The organism is Aequorivita sp. Q41 (assembly GCF_039831855.1).
Lineage (GTDB): Bacteria > Bacteroidota > Bacteroidia > Flavobacteriales > Flavobacteriaceae > Aequorivita.
The window spans coordinates 1,893,456-1,911,279 of sequence record NZ_JBDPMS010000001.1; the positions used below are offsets into that span (position 1 = coordinate 1,893,456).

A 17,824-nucleotide genomic window follows, 5' to 3' on the forward strand; every position below is an offset into this window, starting at 1 on the left:
TATTAAGTATCTTCGCAGTCTAAAAATAACAAAGAAATGAGCTTACAGGAAAAGATAATGGTAGCAATGAAAACCGCTATGAAAGCAAAGGATGCTCAATCATTAGAAGCATTGCGATCCGTTAAATCTGCACTGTTATTGGCGCAGACCGAAACAGGTTCAAAAGTAGCTATTTCAGAAGAAGACGAAATAAAGTTGCTTCAAAAGCAAGTAAAACAGCGAAAGGATAGTGCTGCAATTTATAAGGAGCAAGGTCGTGAAGATCTTGCAGCACCAGAATTGCTCCAAGCAAAAGTAATTGAGCAGTTTTTACCACAACAGTTAAGTGAAGAAGAAGTAATTAAAATCGTAGACCAGATTATTGCTGAAACTGGTGCTTCTTCAATGGTAGATATGGGAAAAGTAATGGGCTTGGCAACTGCAAAACTTGCGGGTAAGGCTGATGGGAAAACTATTTCAACAGCTGTAAAAGCAAAGCTTTCATAATTTATTTTAGTATTAGATTGATTTTTTAAAATACTGAAAAGGCCGCGTGGCGCAACTGAATAGCGCATCAGATTTCGGCTCTGAGGGTTGGGGGTTTGAATCCCTCCGCGGTCACGACAAAAAAAGAGAAAAAATTTCTGGGCTTGCTCAAGAATATTTTTTCTCTTTTTTTATTTTCAAAACGGCGTTTTAACCGGAGTACTCCATTGCACTTGGCGTTAACCAGTCTTTAAGCAGTGCCATTATTCACAACCACTTTAAACATTAAACTGTTTTAAATGATGGTCTAAATGTTTGTACTGCATTTGTCCCCATTGTTGTGGCGTAAATTTCCCAAAAAGAGGGTGTGGTGCCCATTGTTCACGCTCTTTCTGGCTTTCAAGCTCTTTTAATAATGAGAGGAGATTTATTTTCTCTACCTTAAAATCTCTAGGCTCCTCTTCTCTCATTATGGAGGCTGTGGGCATGTTTTTTTTGTATAAAGTATCGTTATAAAGCATTTTCTTAAAAAAAAAGCTTTGCGAAAAAATTAGGTTTTAATCCGTAATCATCTTTTTGAAGCATAATGTTTAAGGGTGCTTGACAATGATGTAGCATTTGTGCTGGAGTCATTTTACCCCATTCGTTTTCAGCATTTTCCTGGAGTTTGTGTATTCTTTTACGTGTTTCGTCATAGACCTGAGGGGAGAAAAGTGATTTCATAGTTTGGTTTGTTGAAGTGAATATTTAAAAGTATTAAATATATTTTTAAATGAAATTAATTTCAAAGATTGTTTTATAATTGTATGTTGCTAATAATTAGTTTGTTATCTTTAGTATAAAGCTTAGGTTATGGAAGAAAATAATTTCTTTTCCATTAAAAATTGGAACGAAGACGATCGTCCTCGCGAAAAATTAGTGCTAAAAGGTCATACGGCGCTTAGCGATGCAGAACTTATTGCTATTCTTATTAGTTCAGGAAGTCGTAATGAGAGTGCGGTTTCTTTAAGTCAGCGTATTTTAGCCACAGTTGGTAATAATTTAAGTGAATTAGGAAGACTTTCTATTTCCGATTTAAAGATATTTAAAGGCATAGGTGAAGCCAAGGCAATTAGTATTATAGCAGCGATGGAATTAGGGCGTAGGCGAAGAGCAGGGGAAGCGTTGGAACGGAAAAAGATAAGCTCTAGTAACTCTGTATTCGAATATATTCAACCTGTAATTGGGGAACTTCCACATGAAGAGTTTTGGATTCTTTATTTAAATAATTCAAACAAAATTATAAAAAGTGCTCAGTTAAGTAAAGGAGGGATTACTGGAACTATCGTCGATGTTCGTTTAACCTTTAAAGAAGCTTTGCAACTCGGTGCTGTAGGTATTATTTTGGCACATAACCATCCTTCAGGTACTTTGAAACCTAGTCAATCAGACATCCAGCTTACAAAAAAGTTAAAAACTGCAGGGGAAAGTTTAGACATAAAAGTATTGGATCACCTTATTATTACCGAAAAAGCGTACTTTAGCTTTGCTGATGAAAATATGCTGTAACCTTTTATGTTGTTAATCTATACCCAAAAAATTACTCCTAGAATATCTTATATTTTTAAGCACATTTGTCTGCGAATTTTAGGGGTTGATGTTATTTTTACTTCGGTAATTGAAGAGTTTATCGCACATACTGGTCCTAAAATTTCCTATGGAAAAAAGCCTTTAGGCAATGAACTTTTTTTTCAAAGCCATGGCTTACTGGAGCAACAAGGGCTTGAATCTTTTGAGGTTACCGTAAAAAAATGGGGGGAAACCTATGGCTTTTTTGCAGTTTCAAATACGAGTGGCCTTCCTTTTGATATTTTTGCATCCAGTTTTTATATGATTACGCGCTACGAAGAGTATTTGCCACACGTAAAAGATGAATTAGGGCGTTTTATGGCTTCAGAAAGTTTGGCTTTTAAGGAGGGTTTTCTTCAACAGCCCATTGTAGATATTTGGGCATATTTGTTTAAGTCTAAGCTTTTGGAAGCTTTTCCTGATATGAAATTCCCTCAAAAAAAAATTGCAATTCACCCTGTAATCGAAGCGGCTCAGCCTTATGCATATAAGCAGAAAGGATTGTTTCGTTCCCTAGTGGGGTATGTAAACAGTTTATTTAAAGGTAAATTACGTAGTATTTTTACCAGAACACAAGTTATATTAGGCATAAAGCGTGATCCATTAGACACTTTTAAATGGATTGTAAACAAAGCTACTAGGAGTGATTTCAATTTTACTATTTTCTTTCTTTTAGGCAATTCCTTATCCTTTAATGAAAGTATGAATACCCACCGACAAAAATTTAAATTATTAATAAAATACGTTTCAGATTATAAAGAAGTTGGACTTATTTTTTCGTTTAATTCACTCTGTAATTACGAAATGCTAAAAAGTGAAAAACGCAGAATTGAAGAAATTACCAATCGTAAGCTTTCTAATTCTATGAATTCAGAATATTTAGTAAACCTACCAGATATATACCGTCATTTAGTTGAACTAGAAGTAAAGCGTGATTTTACAATGGTTTTTCGTGATACGGTAGGTTTTCGAGCAGGAACGTGCACCCCTTTTCTTTTTTATGATTTGGATTATGAAATTAAAACCCCATTGATTGTCCACCCTGCAGCGATGACCACGCTTGCATTTCAGAAAAAGTACGCTTCTGATATAGAGAAAACAGTGTATAGACTTCTAAATTCTGTGGCAGAAGTAAATGGTACTTTTACAATGATTTTTTCAAATAAAGACCTTTCATCCACAGAAAGTAATAAAGTGTGGCGGAATATTTTTGCAGAAAAATTACAAGAATATGCTTAAAAGTGAAATAACAGATGTTTTTTTTGATCTAGATCATACCTTATGGGACTTTGATCGAAATTCTAGTTTGGCTTTTGAACGTGTTTTTAAAAAACACAATATCGATCTGTCGTTAACTGATTTTTTAAAAGAATATGAGCCAATAAATTTAGTTTATTGGAAAAAATATAGAGAAGAACGGGTTACCAAAGAAGAACTTAGAAGAGGACGCTTAACCGAAACGTTTAAGATTTTTAAAGTACAATACCCACTGGCAACCATCGATGCACTTGCAGATAGCTATATTGAAGAACTTCCTGTAGACAATCATCTTTTTGTAGATACCATAGCTATTCTAAATTATCTTTCAAGCAAATACAAACTCCACATAATTACAAATGGTTTTGAAACCGTACAACATTTGAAATTACAAAATAGTGGGATTAAAAAATATTTTTCAACCGTTACAACTTCTGAAGAGATAGGTTTGAAAAAACCACACCCACTTGTGTTTCAAACTGCGTTAAAAAAAGCTTCCGCATTAGCTAAAAAAAGTATAATGATTGGTGATAGCCTTGAAGCAGATATTATGGGGGCAAATAAGGCTGGAATGCACACTTTGTTTTTTAATTATAGAAATGAAGCGATAAAAACGCCCTATATTGCAATTAATGAACTTTATGAGATTAAAAATTATTTATAGTAATAATTCAGTGTAAAATTGCGTTAACATCAAGTAAACGACCTATTTATGAATAAAATCATTAATTTTTCAGTTCTTTTGGTGTGTGGATGCTTTCTTTTCTCTGCCTGTATCCAAGATACAGATTTTGAACAGGCAGATGATGTTGCTTTAACTCCAATAGTTGAACTGGATTTAATTTATTTTAATCTTCCTGCTACTCATTTTTACGATTCTATAAATGCAACGCCAATTCTTACTGTTCGTGATACCACTCAAATTAAATTTTTGGATGATAGTTCAATTCAAGATAACTTAATTCGAGCGGAATTTTATTTTAAATTTACTAATAGTATCCCCCGAAGTTTTCTTGTAGATTTTCAGTTTTTAAGCGAACGCAATGATACTACATACGTAACGGCGACATCTGTAAATTCGGGTACGGTAGCAAAACCAGTAAATACAGAGTTTTTCCATAATGTTGCAGGCGAAGACATATTAGAGCTTACAAAAGCAAATAAAGTTGTGGTTTCGGTAACCATTCCCTCTTCTGAAGCAAATCTAGATGGAGTTTTAAACCTGAAATCCAAAACAACATATTTTTTCGAAAAAAACTAGAATGCAGTATATACTTGTCTATATTTTTTGCCTCATAGGGGTGTTTGCTATTTCTCAAAATAAGCAAATACTGTACGGGTTTGACGATGTGCCGCAATCGCTACTGCTTAATCCAGGTGCTAAAGTACCCCAGAAAAAACATTACGGGATTCCTTTTCTTTCACAATTACACTTTAATGGTGGTTCTTCAGGTGTTACGGTATATGATATTTTTAAAGAAGGTACGGGCGATATAAATGATCGGATTACTGAAAAGATATTCGAAATGAAAAATACTGACTTTTTTACGGCTACGCAGCAGTTAGAACTTGTTAATTTTGGTTGGAGAGCTCAGAATGAAATCTACTTTTCTGGCGGAATTTATCAGGAATTTGATTTTATATTTTACTTCCCAAGAGATTTAGCAATTCTTACTTGGCAAGGAAATCGCGATTATTTAGACTACGAATTCAATTTTGGGGAAATAAGCACTACGGGCGATTTTTTAACTGTGTATCATTTCGGACTCAACAAACAGATTACAAATAAATTGAATCTAGGTATCCGCTTTAAGCTGTATTCAAGTATGGCTAGTTTTCGAAGTGTAAATAATTACGGAACTTTTGTAACTACATTGGGCGATGAAAATTCAGAAAATATTTATGAACATACTGTAAAGAATGCAAATGTTAGTGTGCAAACTTCTGGCATAGCTTCTTTAACTGAAATGGAGACTTCATCACAAATAGTTGGTGAAATATTGGGGCGAACACTGTTTGGGGGTAATATTGGTGTTGGAGTGGATTTAGGCTTTAATTACGATATAACTAGTGCATTAAGCGTTTCTGCTAGTGCTATAGATCTTGGTGCTATATTTCACTCAAAGGATGTAGAAACGTATACTGCACATGGAAATTACACGTTGGATGGAATAAACTTACTTTTCCCGCCTTTAAGTCAAGGGGAAACTACATTTCCGTATTATGAAGATCTTGAAGATGAGCTAGAAAGAGAATTTCCAATTGACACAATTTATAGTGGATATACACAGATGCGTCCGGTAAAACTTAATGCAGCGATTAACTATGGATTTGGATTTTTTAATTCCTCAGGTGCTTGCGATTGCCTTAATATGGACAATGGAAATATATATAAGCATAATATAGGTTTGCAGTTTTATTCTATTTTTAGGCCCAAAGGCGCCCAATTGGCAGGTACTTTTTATTACCATAGAAGGTTGTCAGAATTTTTGTCTACTAAAGCGACCTATACTATTGATTCTTACGCAACTTCAAATATAGGACTGGGAATGTCAACTACTATTGGAAACTTAAATTTTTACCTAGCAGCTGATAACCTCTTAAAGTATGGTAATTTGGCAAAGGCAAAAAGTGTATCTTTACAATTAGGATTTAACATTATTATAGACGAAGAATGACACGATTTTTTATACTCTCAATTTCAGTATTACTTACCTTAAATGCGTTTTCTCAAAATAAAAATTTAAGTGACTATAGCTATATTGTAGTGCCCGATCAGTTTGATTTTTTAAATGAAAAAGATCAATTTCAATTAAATTCTATGACAAAGTTTTACTTTGAAAAAAGTGGTTATAATGCTTATTTAAGTGAATTGGCTCCTAATGCCAATCGTTGTGATGGTTTGTATGCAAATGTTGAAAAGCTAAAAATGATTCTAGGAACAAAGCTTCAAATCGTAATAAAAGATTGTAATGATGTTGAAATTTATAGAAGCTCAGAAGGGAAAAGTAAGTATAAAGAATTTGATAAATCTTATCAAGATGCCTTGCGAAAAGCATTCTCAAGCATTGAGGGTATGGGAGTAAAGCAAAAAGATATTGTTTTATTAGCGGATAAGGCCAATGCTACTGCAGCAGAAGAGACACTAAATGAGCCTGTTACAAAGGTAGTTAAGCCTAAGGCGTCTCATGTTTCAGGAAACATACTCCCAGATTCAAAATTTTCTAATTACTCTAGTTCTGGAAAGACATTTCTGCTTCGTAAAACGACAGAAGGTTATTCCCTCTACGAAGAAGCTACAACTGCAGCTGATGGACTTCTTCTAAAAGGCAAAATTATAGTTATGGGTAAAGTTGTAAAATATATGGATGTCTCTGGTAACAGTTATGATGCTACTTTTGATCCTTCGGGAAATTTAACGATCAAGAATGATGCTATGTTTAAGGTTTTTAAAGCAGAAAACTAAAAACTATATTTCTCTTTCCAAAGTTGTTTTAAATATGTCTTTAGTGCGTTTTCTTTTGGATTGTTACCTGGTTTATAAAAGGTGGTGCCTTTAATTTCTTCAGGCAAAAACTCATGGGGGACAAAGTTACCTTCATAATTGTGGGCGTATTCGTATTCTTTTCCATAACCCAATTGTTTCATAAGTTTGGTTGGCGCATTCCGTATGGATAACGGAACTGAAAGGTCGCCGGTTTGTCTTACCAACTGTTGCGCTTCACCAATCGCTTTGTAGGACGCATTACTTTTATGCGAAGTTGCTAAATAAATAGCACACTGACTTAAAATAATTCGTGCTTCTGGATAACCAATTGTGCTAACAGCCTGAAAAGTACTGTTTGCCAATAATAGTGCATTGGGGTTTGCATTGCCAATATCTTCAGATGCAAGGATAACCATTCTTCGGGCAATAAACTTAATGTCTTCTCCGCCTTCAATCATTCGTGCCAACCAATATACTGCTGCGTTTGGATCGCTACCTCGGATAGATTTTATAAAAGCAGAGATTATATCGTAATGTTGTTCGCCAGTTTTGTCATAGAGCACCGTATTTTTTTGTGCTTTTTGCATTACCAGTTCATTTGTAATTACAACTTTTTCTTTTTTTTCTGAAAGAATTACTAACTCTAAAATATTTAGGAGCTTACGTGCATCTCCTCCAGAAAGCCTTATAAGCGCTTCGGTTTCTTTTAAAGTTACTTTTTTTCTAGCTATTATTTCATCCTCCTTTAAAGCTCTGTTTAATAAAGCCTCCATGTCTTGCCGACTGAAAGACTCTAAAACATACACTTGACACCTAGATAAAAGCGCGGGAATAACCTCGAAACTCGGATTTTCGGTAGTTGCCCCAATCAATGTAATCCATCCTTTTTCTACAGCACCTAATAATGAATCTTGTTGTGATTTACTAAAGCGGTGTATTTCATCAATAAAGAGAATAGGATTTTTTGTCGAAAATAAGGTGTCACTCTTCTTTGCTTTCTCAATCACTTCTCTTACGGCAGCCACACCGCTATCCACTGCACTTAGCGTATAAAACGGCCTGCCGCTTTCGTTAGCTATTATATTTGCAAGGGTCGTTTTTCCAGTTCCTGGCGGTCCCCATAATATAATTGAAGGAATCATGCCTGTGTTTAACTGAGAGGTGAGTGAGCCTTTAGGACCAACGAGATGCTGCTGACTTAAATATCCTTCAAGATTTTGTGGTCGGATTCGTTCAGCGAGGGGTGCGTTCATTTTTTATTCTTTAATTTATTTGGATTATAAAGTAGAATTCGGCTATGAGTAACTTTTTTAATCCTCAGTTCAATTAAATCCACTTCAAAATTACAATTTTATTCTCTTGACTGACAATTTATCATTAAATTGATTTGAGGATTGTTTTTTGTAATAGGTTGTATATGTCTACTGAGAATCATCTAAAATTTAGCCCAGAAGTGTTTGGATATCCCTTGCTATTTGTTATAGTAATTTGGATTGTATATTGGGTGGAATCTCGTTTTGGTTTAAATTTTAATTCTTTTGGGGTGTATCCCCGAAAGGTTGAAGGTTTGCGAGGCATTATATTTAGTCCTTTTATTCATGGAAGCTTACAGCACCTTTTTAATAATTCCATTCCCCTATTTGTGCTTACCTCTGCCTTATTTTATTTCTATCGACCAATTCGTTGGCAGGTTTTAATTTTTGGGTTGTTACTTACAGGGCTTGCTACTTGGTTAATTGGTAGGCCATCCCTTCATATAGGTGCCAGTGGAGTGGTGTATTTATTGGCAGCTTTTTTGTTTTTTAAGGGAATTTTTTCAAAACAATTTCAACTTACTGCGCTATCACTAGCGGTCGTGTTTCTCTATGGTGGAATGTTATGGTATGTGTTTCCAGTGAATCCAGACATTTCATGGGAAGGTCATCTTTCAGGGTTTTTTATTGGTTTGGTATTTGCTTTTTTCTTTAAAGGAAACCCAGTTCAAAATAAAAAGTATGAATGGGAGAAAGAGGATTTTAACCCAGATAATGATCCATTTTTACGGCAATTTGATGCCCATGGGAATTTTATAGAGCCTATAAAAGAAGAGCCTATTGAAAATGCTACTACGGAAACAGTTGTGGGGAAAGTAAGGCGAATTAAAATTGTGTATACGCATCGAAAAAATACTGATTCTAAAACAAAATAGGTTTTAGTTTCTTTGGCGTACTACTTCATACAGAAAGGCACCACAAGCTACAGAAACATTTAAAGAGTTTATTTCTCCAAGCAAAGGTAGGGAAGCTTTTTGGTCAACCAAGCTAAGCACTGATTTGGAAACACCTTTTCCTTCTGATCCCATAATTATGGCTAGGGGTATTTTTAAATCTAAAGAATAAATTTGATCGTTTGTTTTTTCAGTAGCTGCAAGAGTTGTAATTCCGGATCCTTGTAGGTAGAAAATAGCGTCTTTAATATGTTCTACTTTACAAATTGGAATTTTAAATATAGCCCCTGCAGAAGTTTTTACAGTATCACCAGATACTGGTGCACCCCCTGTTTTTTGAATAATTACAGCATCAACACCCGTACATTCTGCGGTGCGTAAAATAGCTCCAAAATTTCTCACATCGGTAATCTGGTCTAAAATAAGGAATAGGGGAGTTTTTTCAGCTTCTAAAGCTTTTTCTACTACAGCTTCTAGTGTGTGAAAAGCAACCGGAGAGGTTAGGGCTACAATCCCTTGATGATTTCCTCTTGTAAGCCTATTCAGTTTTTCAAAAGGAACAAGATTTACTTGGATGTTTTCTTTTTCCAGATCTTTAATTAACCAGTCAATTTTATCGCTTTCAATTCCTTTTTGAACATAAACTTTGTCAAAAACAACTTTTGATGCTAAAGCTTCTTTAATAGGATAGATGCCGAATATAGTGTTTGTTTTGTCGCTCATTGAGTGTAAGTAATACTTAATTTATGTAGGGGGCAAAGGTAAGTAGAATAAACAGGATTATACCTATAAAAAAACACCCCTTATAAGTAAGGGGTGTTTTAAGTATATTAAATAAAACTTTTTAAAATTAATTTCTAAGTCCTATTACTGATTTAGTTCCTGAAACTACAGTCGCGCTTCCTTCAATTGCAATTGAAAAGTAGCTACGTTCATCTGTAATTGTAACATCAATTCCAGTTACTTCAATTTCGCCAACTCTAGAGTTAGCTGGAATAACTAGAGAAGATGGAAATGAGTAGTTTCCTGCATCTGTTGGAGGATTAGTTACTGGATCCTCGATAGGTACTTCAATAACATTAAATGTTCTATCTTCAGTAGAAACGTCATTTACAAATACTTTAACAGTAGTTGATTTTGATCCACCTTCTGGAATACTATTAATGTTCTTAGATTTATCTGTAAAACCAACAATGGTAGTACGGTCTGCATCGAATTCATTATTATCAGACTCGCAGGCAGTAGCTAGGACAACTAGTAATCCTAATAAATATAATATTCTAAATTTTTTCATTGTTTTAATTTTTTAAAGATTATTAATATCCTGGATTTTGAGCTATGTTAGGATTCTTGTCTATTGTCGTTTGCGAAAATGGCAATTGAAATAGATTACTTCCAGCTGGTAGTAATAAATCTTCAGAAGGAGTTCCGCTTCCATCTATAATATCTCCAAAATTCTCTCTTTGAACTGGAAGTCCCCATCTTTTTAAATCGAAGAAACGTTGGTATTCAAAAGCTAATTCTAGTCTTCTTTCTAAACGGATAGCATCGCGTAAAGCTGTACCTGTTTCTCCACTTGGAGGCGTTGTATATCTTTTCGTTCTTAATTCATCTAAAGCAGCACGAGCTTCAGCTTCTCTTCCACCAATATTGTATAGTGCTTCAGCACGGTTAAGTGCAGCTTCAGCAGCTCTAAGTATTTTGTAGTCTACAACACCATTACTTAATTGAGTAGTTGCTCCTTGCTTACCAAATAATTTTCTGATTGAATTGTATTCAACCCCTTGAGATTTCCCAGTAAAGATATATGCTTCTTTTCTAACATCATCAGCAGCAAACAAGTTCACTAATTCAAATGAAGCTACGTATTCATTTGTAATAGCAGCTTTTGTTCCTTGAGACCAGCTAACACCAATGGCGTTGTTAGTTGTAGTTTCAGTATTTGGAATAGAAAAGATAAGCCCAGCAGTGCTAGTGTCATCCCAGATATCTACGAAAGAATCCATAGGTGCAATCGCAGTTGTAACTTCAGCAGCTGCATCAGCAGCTTTTTGCCATTCTCCCATGTATAAATAAACGCGAGATAGCAATAAGTTTACTGCATTTTTACCCATTCTTCCTACACCATTGGATACATTGATGTCTTCAACGGCCTCAGTTAAATCTTTAACAATAGCGGCATAGTTCTCACCAACTGTATTTCTTGCTGGAGTTTGAAATTGATCTACACTAGTAACATAAGCAACACCTAGGCTAGAATTTGCGTCAGCAGATTGCGTAGGAATCTTTCCGAAAAAAGAAACTATGTTTAAATGTGCCATTGCTCTAAGCGCTTTAGCTTCTGCAAGGATGTTAGCTTTCGAATCATCTTCAAAGTTATCTGCATTGTCTAATATTAAATTAGCTCTGTAGATAATAGTATAAGCATTATTGTAAACAGTGGTAATTGTTGAATTTCCATTGTAATCCCAGTCATGCAAATCTCTTGCAGTAAAACGACCATTTTGTGAAAGGGTAACGTTATCTGAAAGAATATCTGGAGCACTTAACATAGAGCCAGAACCAATATAACCATACATACCAACAGTGGTAGATAAATCATCTGAAGAGATTAAACCTTCATAGGTACCTCTAATAGCGTTCTCAAAATCTTGAGGAGAGCTATAGGCATTATCGATTGATAATGAATCAAAAGGAATTTGATCCAAGTTGTCTTCACAAGAAGCTAATGCTCCAATAACAAAGACACCTGCTATTATTTTATTAAATATATTTTTCATTTTACTTTTTTTTTAAAAATTAGAAACTTACGTCCAAACCAATTTGAATTGATTTAGTGTTTGGATAGCTATATAAAGTTGCTTCACCAGGAGCTACTGCGTCTGCAAAGCTAATTGTTTCTCCAGAAGAAAGACCTACTTCAGGATCTCCATAAAATTCTGTAAAAGTCAATAGATTTTGTCCTTGAACATAGATTCTAAATGAATTGAAAGGTAGGTTGTCCATATACTTACGAGGAAGGTTGTAAGACAATGTTACGTTTCTCATACGGATATAATCACCTTTTTCAAGGAATCTATCAGAATTAATGTCATTTTCACCAGTAAGTGTAGTTCTAGGATCTGGTAAAACATTAGTGTCACCAGGTTGTTGCCAGTAGTTCAAAGCAGAAACAGCTTGGTTGTCTGTTAAAGCTCCATCAGAGTTTAAGTTAGATCTAACAAAGTTGTTAATCCAGTTTCCAGATTTGAATACGAAATCAGCTCTTAATCCAAAACCTTTATAGTTTAAGTTTGTAAAGAAACCACCTTCTTTATCTGCGATAGTAGACTTACCTTGTAATACACGGTCAGTATCTTGATTGATTTGATCAGCATAAACGATGTCGCCTTCTGCAGTATAATACTGAGGTCTACCATTTGCAGGATCAACACCAGCGTAACGTACTAAGTAATGCTCATTAATTTTAGCACCTTCACGATACAAAATGTTATAAGCAAGTGGTGGAGCTAAGTCATTTCCATCAGGAAGGGAAATAATTTCAGTATCTAGGAAGATGATGTTAGCGCCTAAAGTCCAAGTAAAGTCTGGAGTTCTAAATACATCAGCAGATAAAGATAATTCAAGACCGCTGTTTTCAATTTCTCCTAAGTTACCAGTAACTGTGTTTATACCAGATTCATCAGCTCTTGGAATTTCAAATAAAAGATCTTGTGTATTTCTAATGAAATAATCAGCAACACCTCGTACTCTGTTGTTAAACATGTTAAATTCTAAACCAATGTTTGAAGTAATAGTAGTTTCCCACTGTAATTCAGGGTTTGCAATATTAAAAGGGGTTGAAGATGGTCCTCCTGGATAAGAAAGCGCATAGCTTACTGTTCCTTGAGAAGCGTATCTGTCAATACCATTTCTATTACCTACAGTACCATAAGCTGCTCTTAACTTTAAGTCATCAACAAAATCAGCATTAAAGAAATTTTCTTTAGCAATGTTCCAACCTAAACTGAAACTATAAAAAAGACCCCACTGGTTGTCTTTACCAAAGTTAGAAGAAGCATCGTATCTAGCAGATGCAGATGCTAAGTATTTTTCTTTATAGTCATAATCAGCAAATAAACCATAAGAAAGTAAAGTCAATCTAGATGCACTTGTAGATGCAGCATTTATTTGTGAAGCATTAACTTGTGTAGAAAGTACAGGTGTTGGGAAACCTATATTTCTTGCAACAATGTTTCTAGCTGAATTTACGTTGTATTCGTATAACCCAAGTACGTTTAAGCTGTGATCGTTCTTGTTTAAGTTATAGTTAAGGTTGTTGCTGATTGTAATGTCTGTACGGAATGTTTCTGTATCTAGCTTGTTACCATCTAAATCAGCATTACCAATTGCAAGTTGCAATACACCTCCAGGTATAGAGTAGCTATCTCTTCTGCGATTGTTTGAGGTAAGGGAGTATCTAAATGAGTACGTAAAGTTTTTAGATAATTTTACATCAGCATTAGCACTTGCTAAAAAGCTATTCCAAGAATCAGTAGATGGTTCAGTAAGAATTGATCCAATACCAGCAAAAGTAGTGTTAGTTGGATTGTAAACTGGGTCACCGTATTGGTTAAATATTTGGTTTCCATCAACATCATATGTGTAAAGCTCCTCGTAAGGATTCACATCGTAAAGGAATCTAAATAAGTTTTGAGAGTTGTTTCTATCACGAGGCTCATCACTAATAGAGTGAGAGTATCCAGCATTAACACCAATTGAAAGCCATTCCTTAGCATCAAAATTAACATTCAAACGAGTGTTTGTTCTTTCGAAACCATTTAAGTTATTAATGATACCAGTATTTCTATCATTACCGATAGAGAAAAAGTAATCTACTTTATCAGCACCACCAGAAACAGAAGCGCTATTACTTGAAATAATACCTTCTTTAATTCCTAAATTTTGCCAGTCTGCAGCACGATTAATTAATTCTTGTCTTTCTGGGCTACCAGGTTCTGTTGAAACACCTGGAAGTGCAGCGGATCCAAGACCTAATGCATAAAGCTCAGCTTCATACTGAAGTTTTTGGTCGATGTTCATAATATCAAAATTCTGTTCAATCATAGATGTTACACCATATCTTGAACTGAATCTAACAGTTGCATCTTTATTTCTCTTACCATTTTTTGTAGTAATAACCACAACCCCACTTGCACCACGTGAACCGTATCTAGCAGTAGTAGCAGCATCCTTAAGAATGGTAATGTTTTCAATGTCTTCATTTGCAATCTGACCAAGGTCTTCTTCTCTAATTGTAGCTCCATCCACAATGTAAAGTGGTGATGATGCTCCAGCTGTTAGTGAACCAGTTCCTCGAATACGTACAAACGCTCCTTGTCCAGGCTTACCGTTAGCAGAAGTTACCTGTACACCTGCAGCTTTACCTTGTAAAAGGTTATCGATACTGGTTGTTGGTGCGAGTTCAGAAATTTCAGAAGCTGAAATCGAAACTACCGCCGAAGTTTGCACTGTTTGGTTTCTTGTAGAGTACCCAGTAACAACAACCTCTTCCAGAGAAGCCCCTGGGTTTAAAGTAATGTTAATGCTATTTTGAGCTCCTACTTTTACTTCCTTGGTGTCAAAACCTACATAACTAAAGGTAAGTGTCTGTCCCACATTGGCAGCGATGGTGTAATTTCCATCAAAATCCGATTGTGTTCCAGAGCTCGTGCCCTTGATTATAACGTTTGCACCAGGCAATGGCAGACCTGTGTCGTCCGTCACTGTACCTGTAATAGTTTTTTGCTGTGCGAAGGTAAGCTGCACAACTAACGCCAATACTAGCGTTAAGATTCCACTAAACTTTGTTCTCATTTTTATAAATTATTTGAATTAGCCAACGGCAAAAATCATAATAAAAAGTTAATTACACAAGTATTTGCTCCCAATTTTTGCGTTTTATTTGCGAAGTAAGGCGGTTTTAAGACAGAAATCTTAAAATTTTGAAGAAACACTGATGTGTATTTTTGTGTTCGAAAAGTTAAAGTCTTGGCTGTCTGAATTGCCATTTGCGATATTAAATTTGAATAAACCGGCTTTAGTGTTAAGTCCGAGGCCAACCCCATAGCTGTAGAGGTTTTGTTTTAAAGATTGTGTTTCGTTTTCAAAATAGCCAAAATCTATAATGCTGTGTATGTATACCCCATCATTAAATTGATATCTGTACTCGGTGTTTAAAATTGAAAAAAGCGATGCGTCTATGCTGTTTTCATTAAAACCGCGAATGCTGTTTATGCCTCCAAAACGAAACAGTTCATTAACTAAATATGTGTCACTAAAGAGAACGCTGGTTATGTTTTGTAAGAAAATCGAATTTTTAAAATTTAAATTGAATATGTTATTGAGAGTTGCTTCCACTCGTAATTGATCTTCGGTCTTGCCTTCTGTATCGCGTATTCCTATACCTGCATCAATAGAAATAGCGGTTTTAATTGGGAAAAGAATCTTGTTTTGTGGTTTTAAGTAAGTTGCGCCAGCGATGAGGAATTTTGATTTAAAATTCTCCACAGGATTTCCTGCAACTGCAATGTCTAATAAATTACTAGAGTCGTAGCTTCTATAGCCGATATAGGTAGTTGAAGTTGGGTTTATTTGATACGTTGCTTTTAATTGTTGTTCTGTTGTTATAAAAGTGCTGTCTCTTTTAAAAATTTTTAATTCTCCACTAACCCCAAATGGAGTTTTAAATACATATGGAAGTGTTAGTTTGGTTCTAAAATTAACCTGTTCTTTTCCGTCAGATTTGTAGTTTATTAATAATTGCTCCCCGTAATTCAGGTTGTTGTTTAGTTCTAAGTTTAAATAGCCATTAAATTCCAGTTTTTGGGTGTCTTCGTTTGTAGCAAAACCGAGAATACCATCAAAAAGATTGTTGTTTTGTTTTTCTAAATAAAAATATACCACGGTAGAGTCTTTTCTAAAAAGTGCTTCAGGGGGTTTTATGGTGGAGACAAAACCGAGGCTGTTTAGGTTTTCATTTTGTGTAATCAATTTTTGTTGATTAAAGACAGCTCCTTTTTTTACTCCAGCGTAATATCTTATAAACGATTGTGGAAATTTTTCATAGCCTTTAATTGCGATCGAGTCTACGATTCTTATGTTTCCATTTGCAACAGCTAAGGTTGCGGAAAGTTTGTCGTTTTCATCCTTTGTAAAATCGATAAGTCGTAATCGGGCAAAGGCATTTCCTTTTTGATTGCGAAGCGCGGTAAGTTTTTTTAATGAATTCGGGATTGTTTCAAAAGGAAGGATAAAATAGGTGTCTGTTATTTCGGAGGTAACCCGTTGCAATTCTTTTTGATTGAAATCTTCTTCCGAATAAAATATTTTTAATTCGTTGTATTTTTTTCCAAAGAAAAAGTGTGCGGTGTAGCTGCTGTCGTTTTCTTTTTGTATTTCAAGAAGTTCACTTTCAATATAGCCCATTCGTTGTATTTTTAAATGAATGGTGTCGGTTTCTTTTTTTAGCGATGCAAAATCGCTAAAATTTGTTTGCATTTGTAAAGAATCTAGCGTGGCTTCGGTAATTAGCTTTTCGCTTTTTATAGAAAGACTGAGTTCCTGTGCTTTTATTCCGAAGAAAAAACAGGTATATATATTAAGGTATACGAAAAAGTATAAAATTTGTTTCAAAAACTGCGAAAATTAACTCTGTAAAACTAACGTTTCAAGTTGCGATTTCATATTCAAAATAAAAAAATAATGAAAGTATGCTGAAAATTAATTCACTAAGGTTTGATTAGTGAAAAAAATATTCTACATTTGCATCCCCTAAAAATAGGGGTGTTTTATTTTTAAACAGTAATAATACATATTTTATATGCCAACAATTTCACAATTAGTACGTAAAGGAAGAACCAAAATAACCAAGAAGAGTAAATCGGTTGCTTTGGATTCGTGCCCACAACGTCGTGGTGTTTGTACGCGTGTATATACTACTACACCTAAGAAGCCAAACTCTGCTATGCGTAAAGTAGCAAGGGTAAGGTTAACAAACGGTAAGGAGGTAAACGCATACATCCCAGGCGAAGGACACAATCTCCAAGAGCACTCGATAGTATTGGTTAGAGGTGGAAGGGTAAAAGATTTGCCAGGAGTTAGGTATCACATTGTTCGTGGAGCATTAGACACCGCTGGTGTTGCAGGCCGCACACAACGTAGATCTAAGTACGGAGCAAAACGCCCAAAGAAGTAAAAATGAAAACGGGTTAAATTATTCGTAGCTGTGCAATTTATTGCATATAGGTTAAAAACGAATTGATTTACCATTAACAAACAACAAATGAGAAAAAGACAGGCCAAGAAAAGACCCCTTTTGCCAGATCCAAGGTTTAACGACCAGTTGGTTACGCGTTTCGTAAACAACATGATGTGGGATGGAAAAAAGAGTGTGGCTTTCAAAGTTTTCTATGATGCAATTGACATTGTAGATGAAAAGAAACAAGACGACGAAAAAACAGCGTTGGAGCTTTGGAAAGATGCACTTTCTAATGTTATGCCTCACGTAGAGGTGCGTAGTCGTAGAGTAGGTGGGGCAACCTTCCAAATACCTATGCAAATTCGTCCAGACCGTAAAATTGCAACTGCAATGAAGTGGTTAATTACCTATTCAAGAAAAAGAAACGAGAAATCTATGGCTGCGAAATTAGCAGGTGAGATTCTTGCTGCAGCAAAAGAAGAAGGTGCTGCTGTAAAGAAACGTATGGATACTCATAAAATGGCAGAAGCTAACAAAGCATTCTCACATTTCAGATTCTAAA

18 protein-coding genes and 1 tRNA gene are annotated in these 17,824 nt (G+C 35.1%); 11 read left to right on the forward strand and 8 right to left on the reverse strand.

The annotated features are described in order from the left end of the window. Window positions 1-36: 36 nt before the first annotated feature. Window positions 37-486 carry a GatB/YqeY domain-containing protein gene (locus tag ABJ955_RS08680; protein ID WP_347374193.1) on the forward strand — a complete coding sequence of 150 codons (450 nt, stop codon included), beginning with the start codon at window positions 37-39 and terminating at the stop codon, window positions 484-486. A gap of 40 nt (window positions 487-526) precedes the next feature. Continuing rightward, a tRNA-Arg gene (locus tag ABJ955_RS08685) sits at window positions 527-600 on the forward strand. A gap of 143 nt (window positions 601-743) precedes the next feature. Here the strand turns inward: ABJ955_RS08685 and ABJ955_RS08690 are convergent. Both ABJ955_RS08690 and ABJ955_RS08695 read right to left on the reverse strand, forming a co-directional pair. Beyond that, window positions 744-953, reverse strand: a complete 210-nt coding sequence (locus ABJ955_RS08690; protein ID WP_347374194.1) for a DUF1569 domain-containing protein — start codon at window positions 951-953, stop codon at window positions 744-746. A 37-nt stretch (window positions 954-990) separates the two neighbouring features. Next, window positions 991-1,188 carry a hypothetical protein gene (locus ABJ955_RS08695; protein WP_347374195.1) on the reverse strand — a complete coding sequence of 66 codons (198 nt, stop codon included), beginning with the start codon at window positions 1,186-1,188 and terminating at the stop codon, window positions 991-993. 129 nt (window positions 1,189-1,317) lie between these two features. Here ABJ955_RS08695 and radC point away from each other — a divergent pair, with 129 nt between their 5' ends. From radC to ABJ955_RS08725, 6 genes are read left to right on the forward strand one after another with little or no spacing between them, the layout of a single operon-like run. Then, window positions 1,318-2,013 (forward strand): DNA repair protein RadC, encoded by a 696-nt coding sequence (gene radC / locus ABJ955_RS08700; RefSeq protein ID WP_347374196.1) that lies wholly within the window; start codon window positions 1,318-1,320, stop codon window positions 2,011-2,013. Between the two features lie 6 nt (window positions 2,014-2,019). Continuing rightward, entirely contained in the window at window positions 2,020-3,312 is a 1,293-nt protein-coding gene (locus ABJ955_RS08705; RefSeq protein WP_347374197.1) for a hypothetical protein, read from the forward strand. Next, entirely contained in the window at window positions 3,305-3,994 is a 690-nt protein-coding gene (locus ABJ955_RS08710) for a YjjG family noncanonical pyrimidine nucleotidase (protein WP_347374198.1), read from the forward strand. Before ABJ955_RS08705 ends, ABJ955_RS08710 begins: the two co-directional genes overlap by 8 nt. Before the next feature lie 48 nt (window positions 3,995-4,042). After that, window positions 4,043-4,591 (forward strand): hypothetical protein, encoded by a 549-nt coding sequence (locus ABJ955_RS08715; RefSeq protein ID WP_347374199.1) that lies wholly within the window; start codon window positions 4,043-4,045, stop codon window positions 4,589-4,591. 1 nt (window position 4,592) lies between these two features. Further along, the gene (locus ABJ955_RS08720) at window positions 4,593-6,008 is read left to right on the forward strand and encodes a DUF5723 family protein (protein ID WP_347374200.1); all 1,416 of its coding nucleotides are present in this window, start codon (window positions 4,593-4,595) and stop codon (window positions 6,006-6,008) included. Continuing rightward, window positions 6,005-6,796 carry a hypothetical protein gene (locus ABJ955_RS08725; RefSeq protein ID WP_347374201.1) on the forward strand — a complete coding sequence of 264 codons (792 nt, stop codon included), beginning with the start codon at window positions 6,005-6,007 and terminating at the stop codon, window positions 6,794-6,796. The genes ABJ955_RS08720 and ABJ955_RS08725 overlap by 4 nt, the downstream gene beginning before the upstream one ends. Here ABJ955_RS08725 and ABJ955_RS08730 read toward each other — a convergent pair. After that, window positions 6,793-8,070 carry a replication-associated recombination protein A gene (locus tag ABJ955_RS08730; protein WP_347374202.1) on the reverse strand — a complete coding sequence of 426 codons (1,278 nt, stop codon included), beginning with the start codon at window positions 8,068-8,070 and terminating at the stop codon, window positions 6,793-6,795. The genes ABJ955_RS08725 and ABJ955_RS08730 overlap by 4 nt on opposite strands. Before the next feature lie 164 nt (window positions 8,071-8,234). Between ABJ955_RS08730 and ABJ955_RS08735 the strand changes: the two genes are divergently transcribed. Further along, window positions 8,235-9,005: a rhomboid family intramembrane serine protease gene (locus ABJ955_RS08735; protein ID WP_347374203.1), complete on the forward strand. Its 771-nt coding sequence runs from the start codon at window positions 8,235-8,237 to the stop codon at window positions 9,003-9,005. 3 nt (window positions 9,006-9,008) lie between these two features. On the opposite strand, the gene rlmB is transcribed toward ABJ955_RS08735, so the two are convergent. The 5 genes from rlmB to ABJ955_RS08760 form a co-directional block, all read right to left on the reverse strand. Next, window positions 9,009-9,746, reverse strand: coding sequence for a 23S rRNA (guanosine(2251)-2'-O)-methyltransferase RlmB (gene rlmB / locus ABJ955_RS08740; protein ID WP_347374204.1), 738 nt, complete (start codon window positions 9,744-9,746; stop codon window positions 9,009-9,011). A gap of 127 nt (window positions 9,747-9,873) precedes the next feature. After that, window positions 9,874-10,317 (reverse strand): hypothetical protein, encoded by a 444-nt coding sequence (locus ABJ955_RS08745; RefSeq protein ID WP_347374205.1) that lies wholly within the window; start codon window positions 10,315-10,317, stop codon window positions 9,874-9,876. Between the two features lie 22 nt (window positions 10,318-10,339). Continuing rightward, window positions 10,340-11,803 (reverse strand): RagB/SusD family nutrient uptake outer membrane protein, encoded by a 1,464-nt coding sequence (locus ABJ955_RS08750; RefSeq protein WP_347374206.1) that lies wholly within the window; start codon window positions 11,801-11,803, stop codon window positions 10,340-10,342. Window positions 11,804-11,822: 19 nt separating this feature from the next. Further along, window positions 11,823-14,879 (reverse strand): SusC/RagA family TonB-linked outer membrane protein, encoded by a 3,057-nt coding sequence (locus tag ABJ955_RS08755; RefSeq protein WP_347374207.1) that lies wholly within the window; start codon window positions 14,877-14,879, stop codon window positions 11,823-11,825. Window positions 14,880-14,999: 120 nt separating this feature from the next. Further along, window positions 15,000-16,697, reverse strand: a complete 1,698-nt coding sequence (locus tag ABJ955_RS08760; RefSeq protein ID WP_347374208.1) for a ShlB/FhaC/HecB family hemolysin secretion/activation protein — start codon at window positions 16,695-16,697, stop codon at window positions 15,000-15,002. 187 nt (window positions 16,698-16,884) lie between these two features. Here ABJ955_RS08760 and rpsL point away from each other — a divergent pair, with 187 nt between their 5' ends. Together rpsL and rpsG are read left to right on the forward strand one after the other, a co-directional pair. Continuing rightward, window positions 16,885-17,259 (forward strand): 30S ribosomal protein S12, encoded by a 375-nt coding sequence (gene rpsL, locus ABJ955_RS08765; RefSeq protein ID WP_014782632.1) that lies wholly within the window; start codon window positions 16,885-16,887, stop codon window positions 17,257-17,259. 87 nt (window positions 17,260-17,346) lie between these two features. Beyond that, window positions 17,347-17,823 (forward strand): 30S ribosomal protein S7, encoded by a 477-nt coding sequence (rpsG, locus tag ABJ955_RS08770; protein ID WP_347374209.1) that lies wholly within the window; start codon window positions 17,347-17,349, stop codon window positions 17,821-17,823. The last annotated feature ends 1 nt before the right edge of the window (window position 17,824 follow it).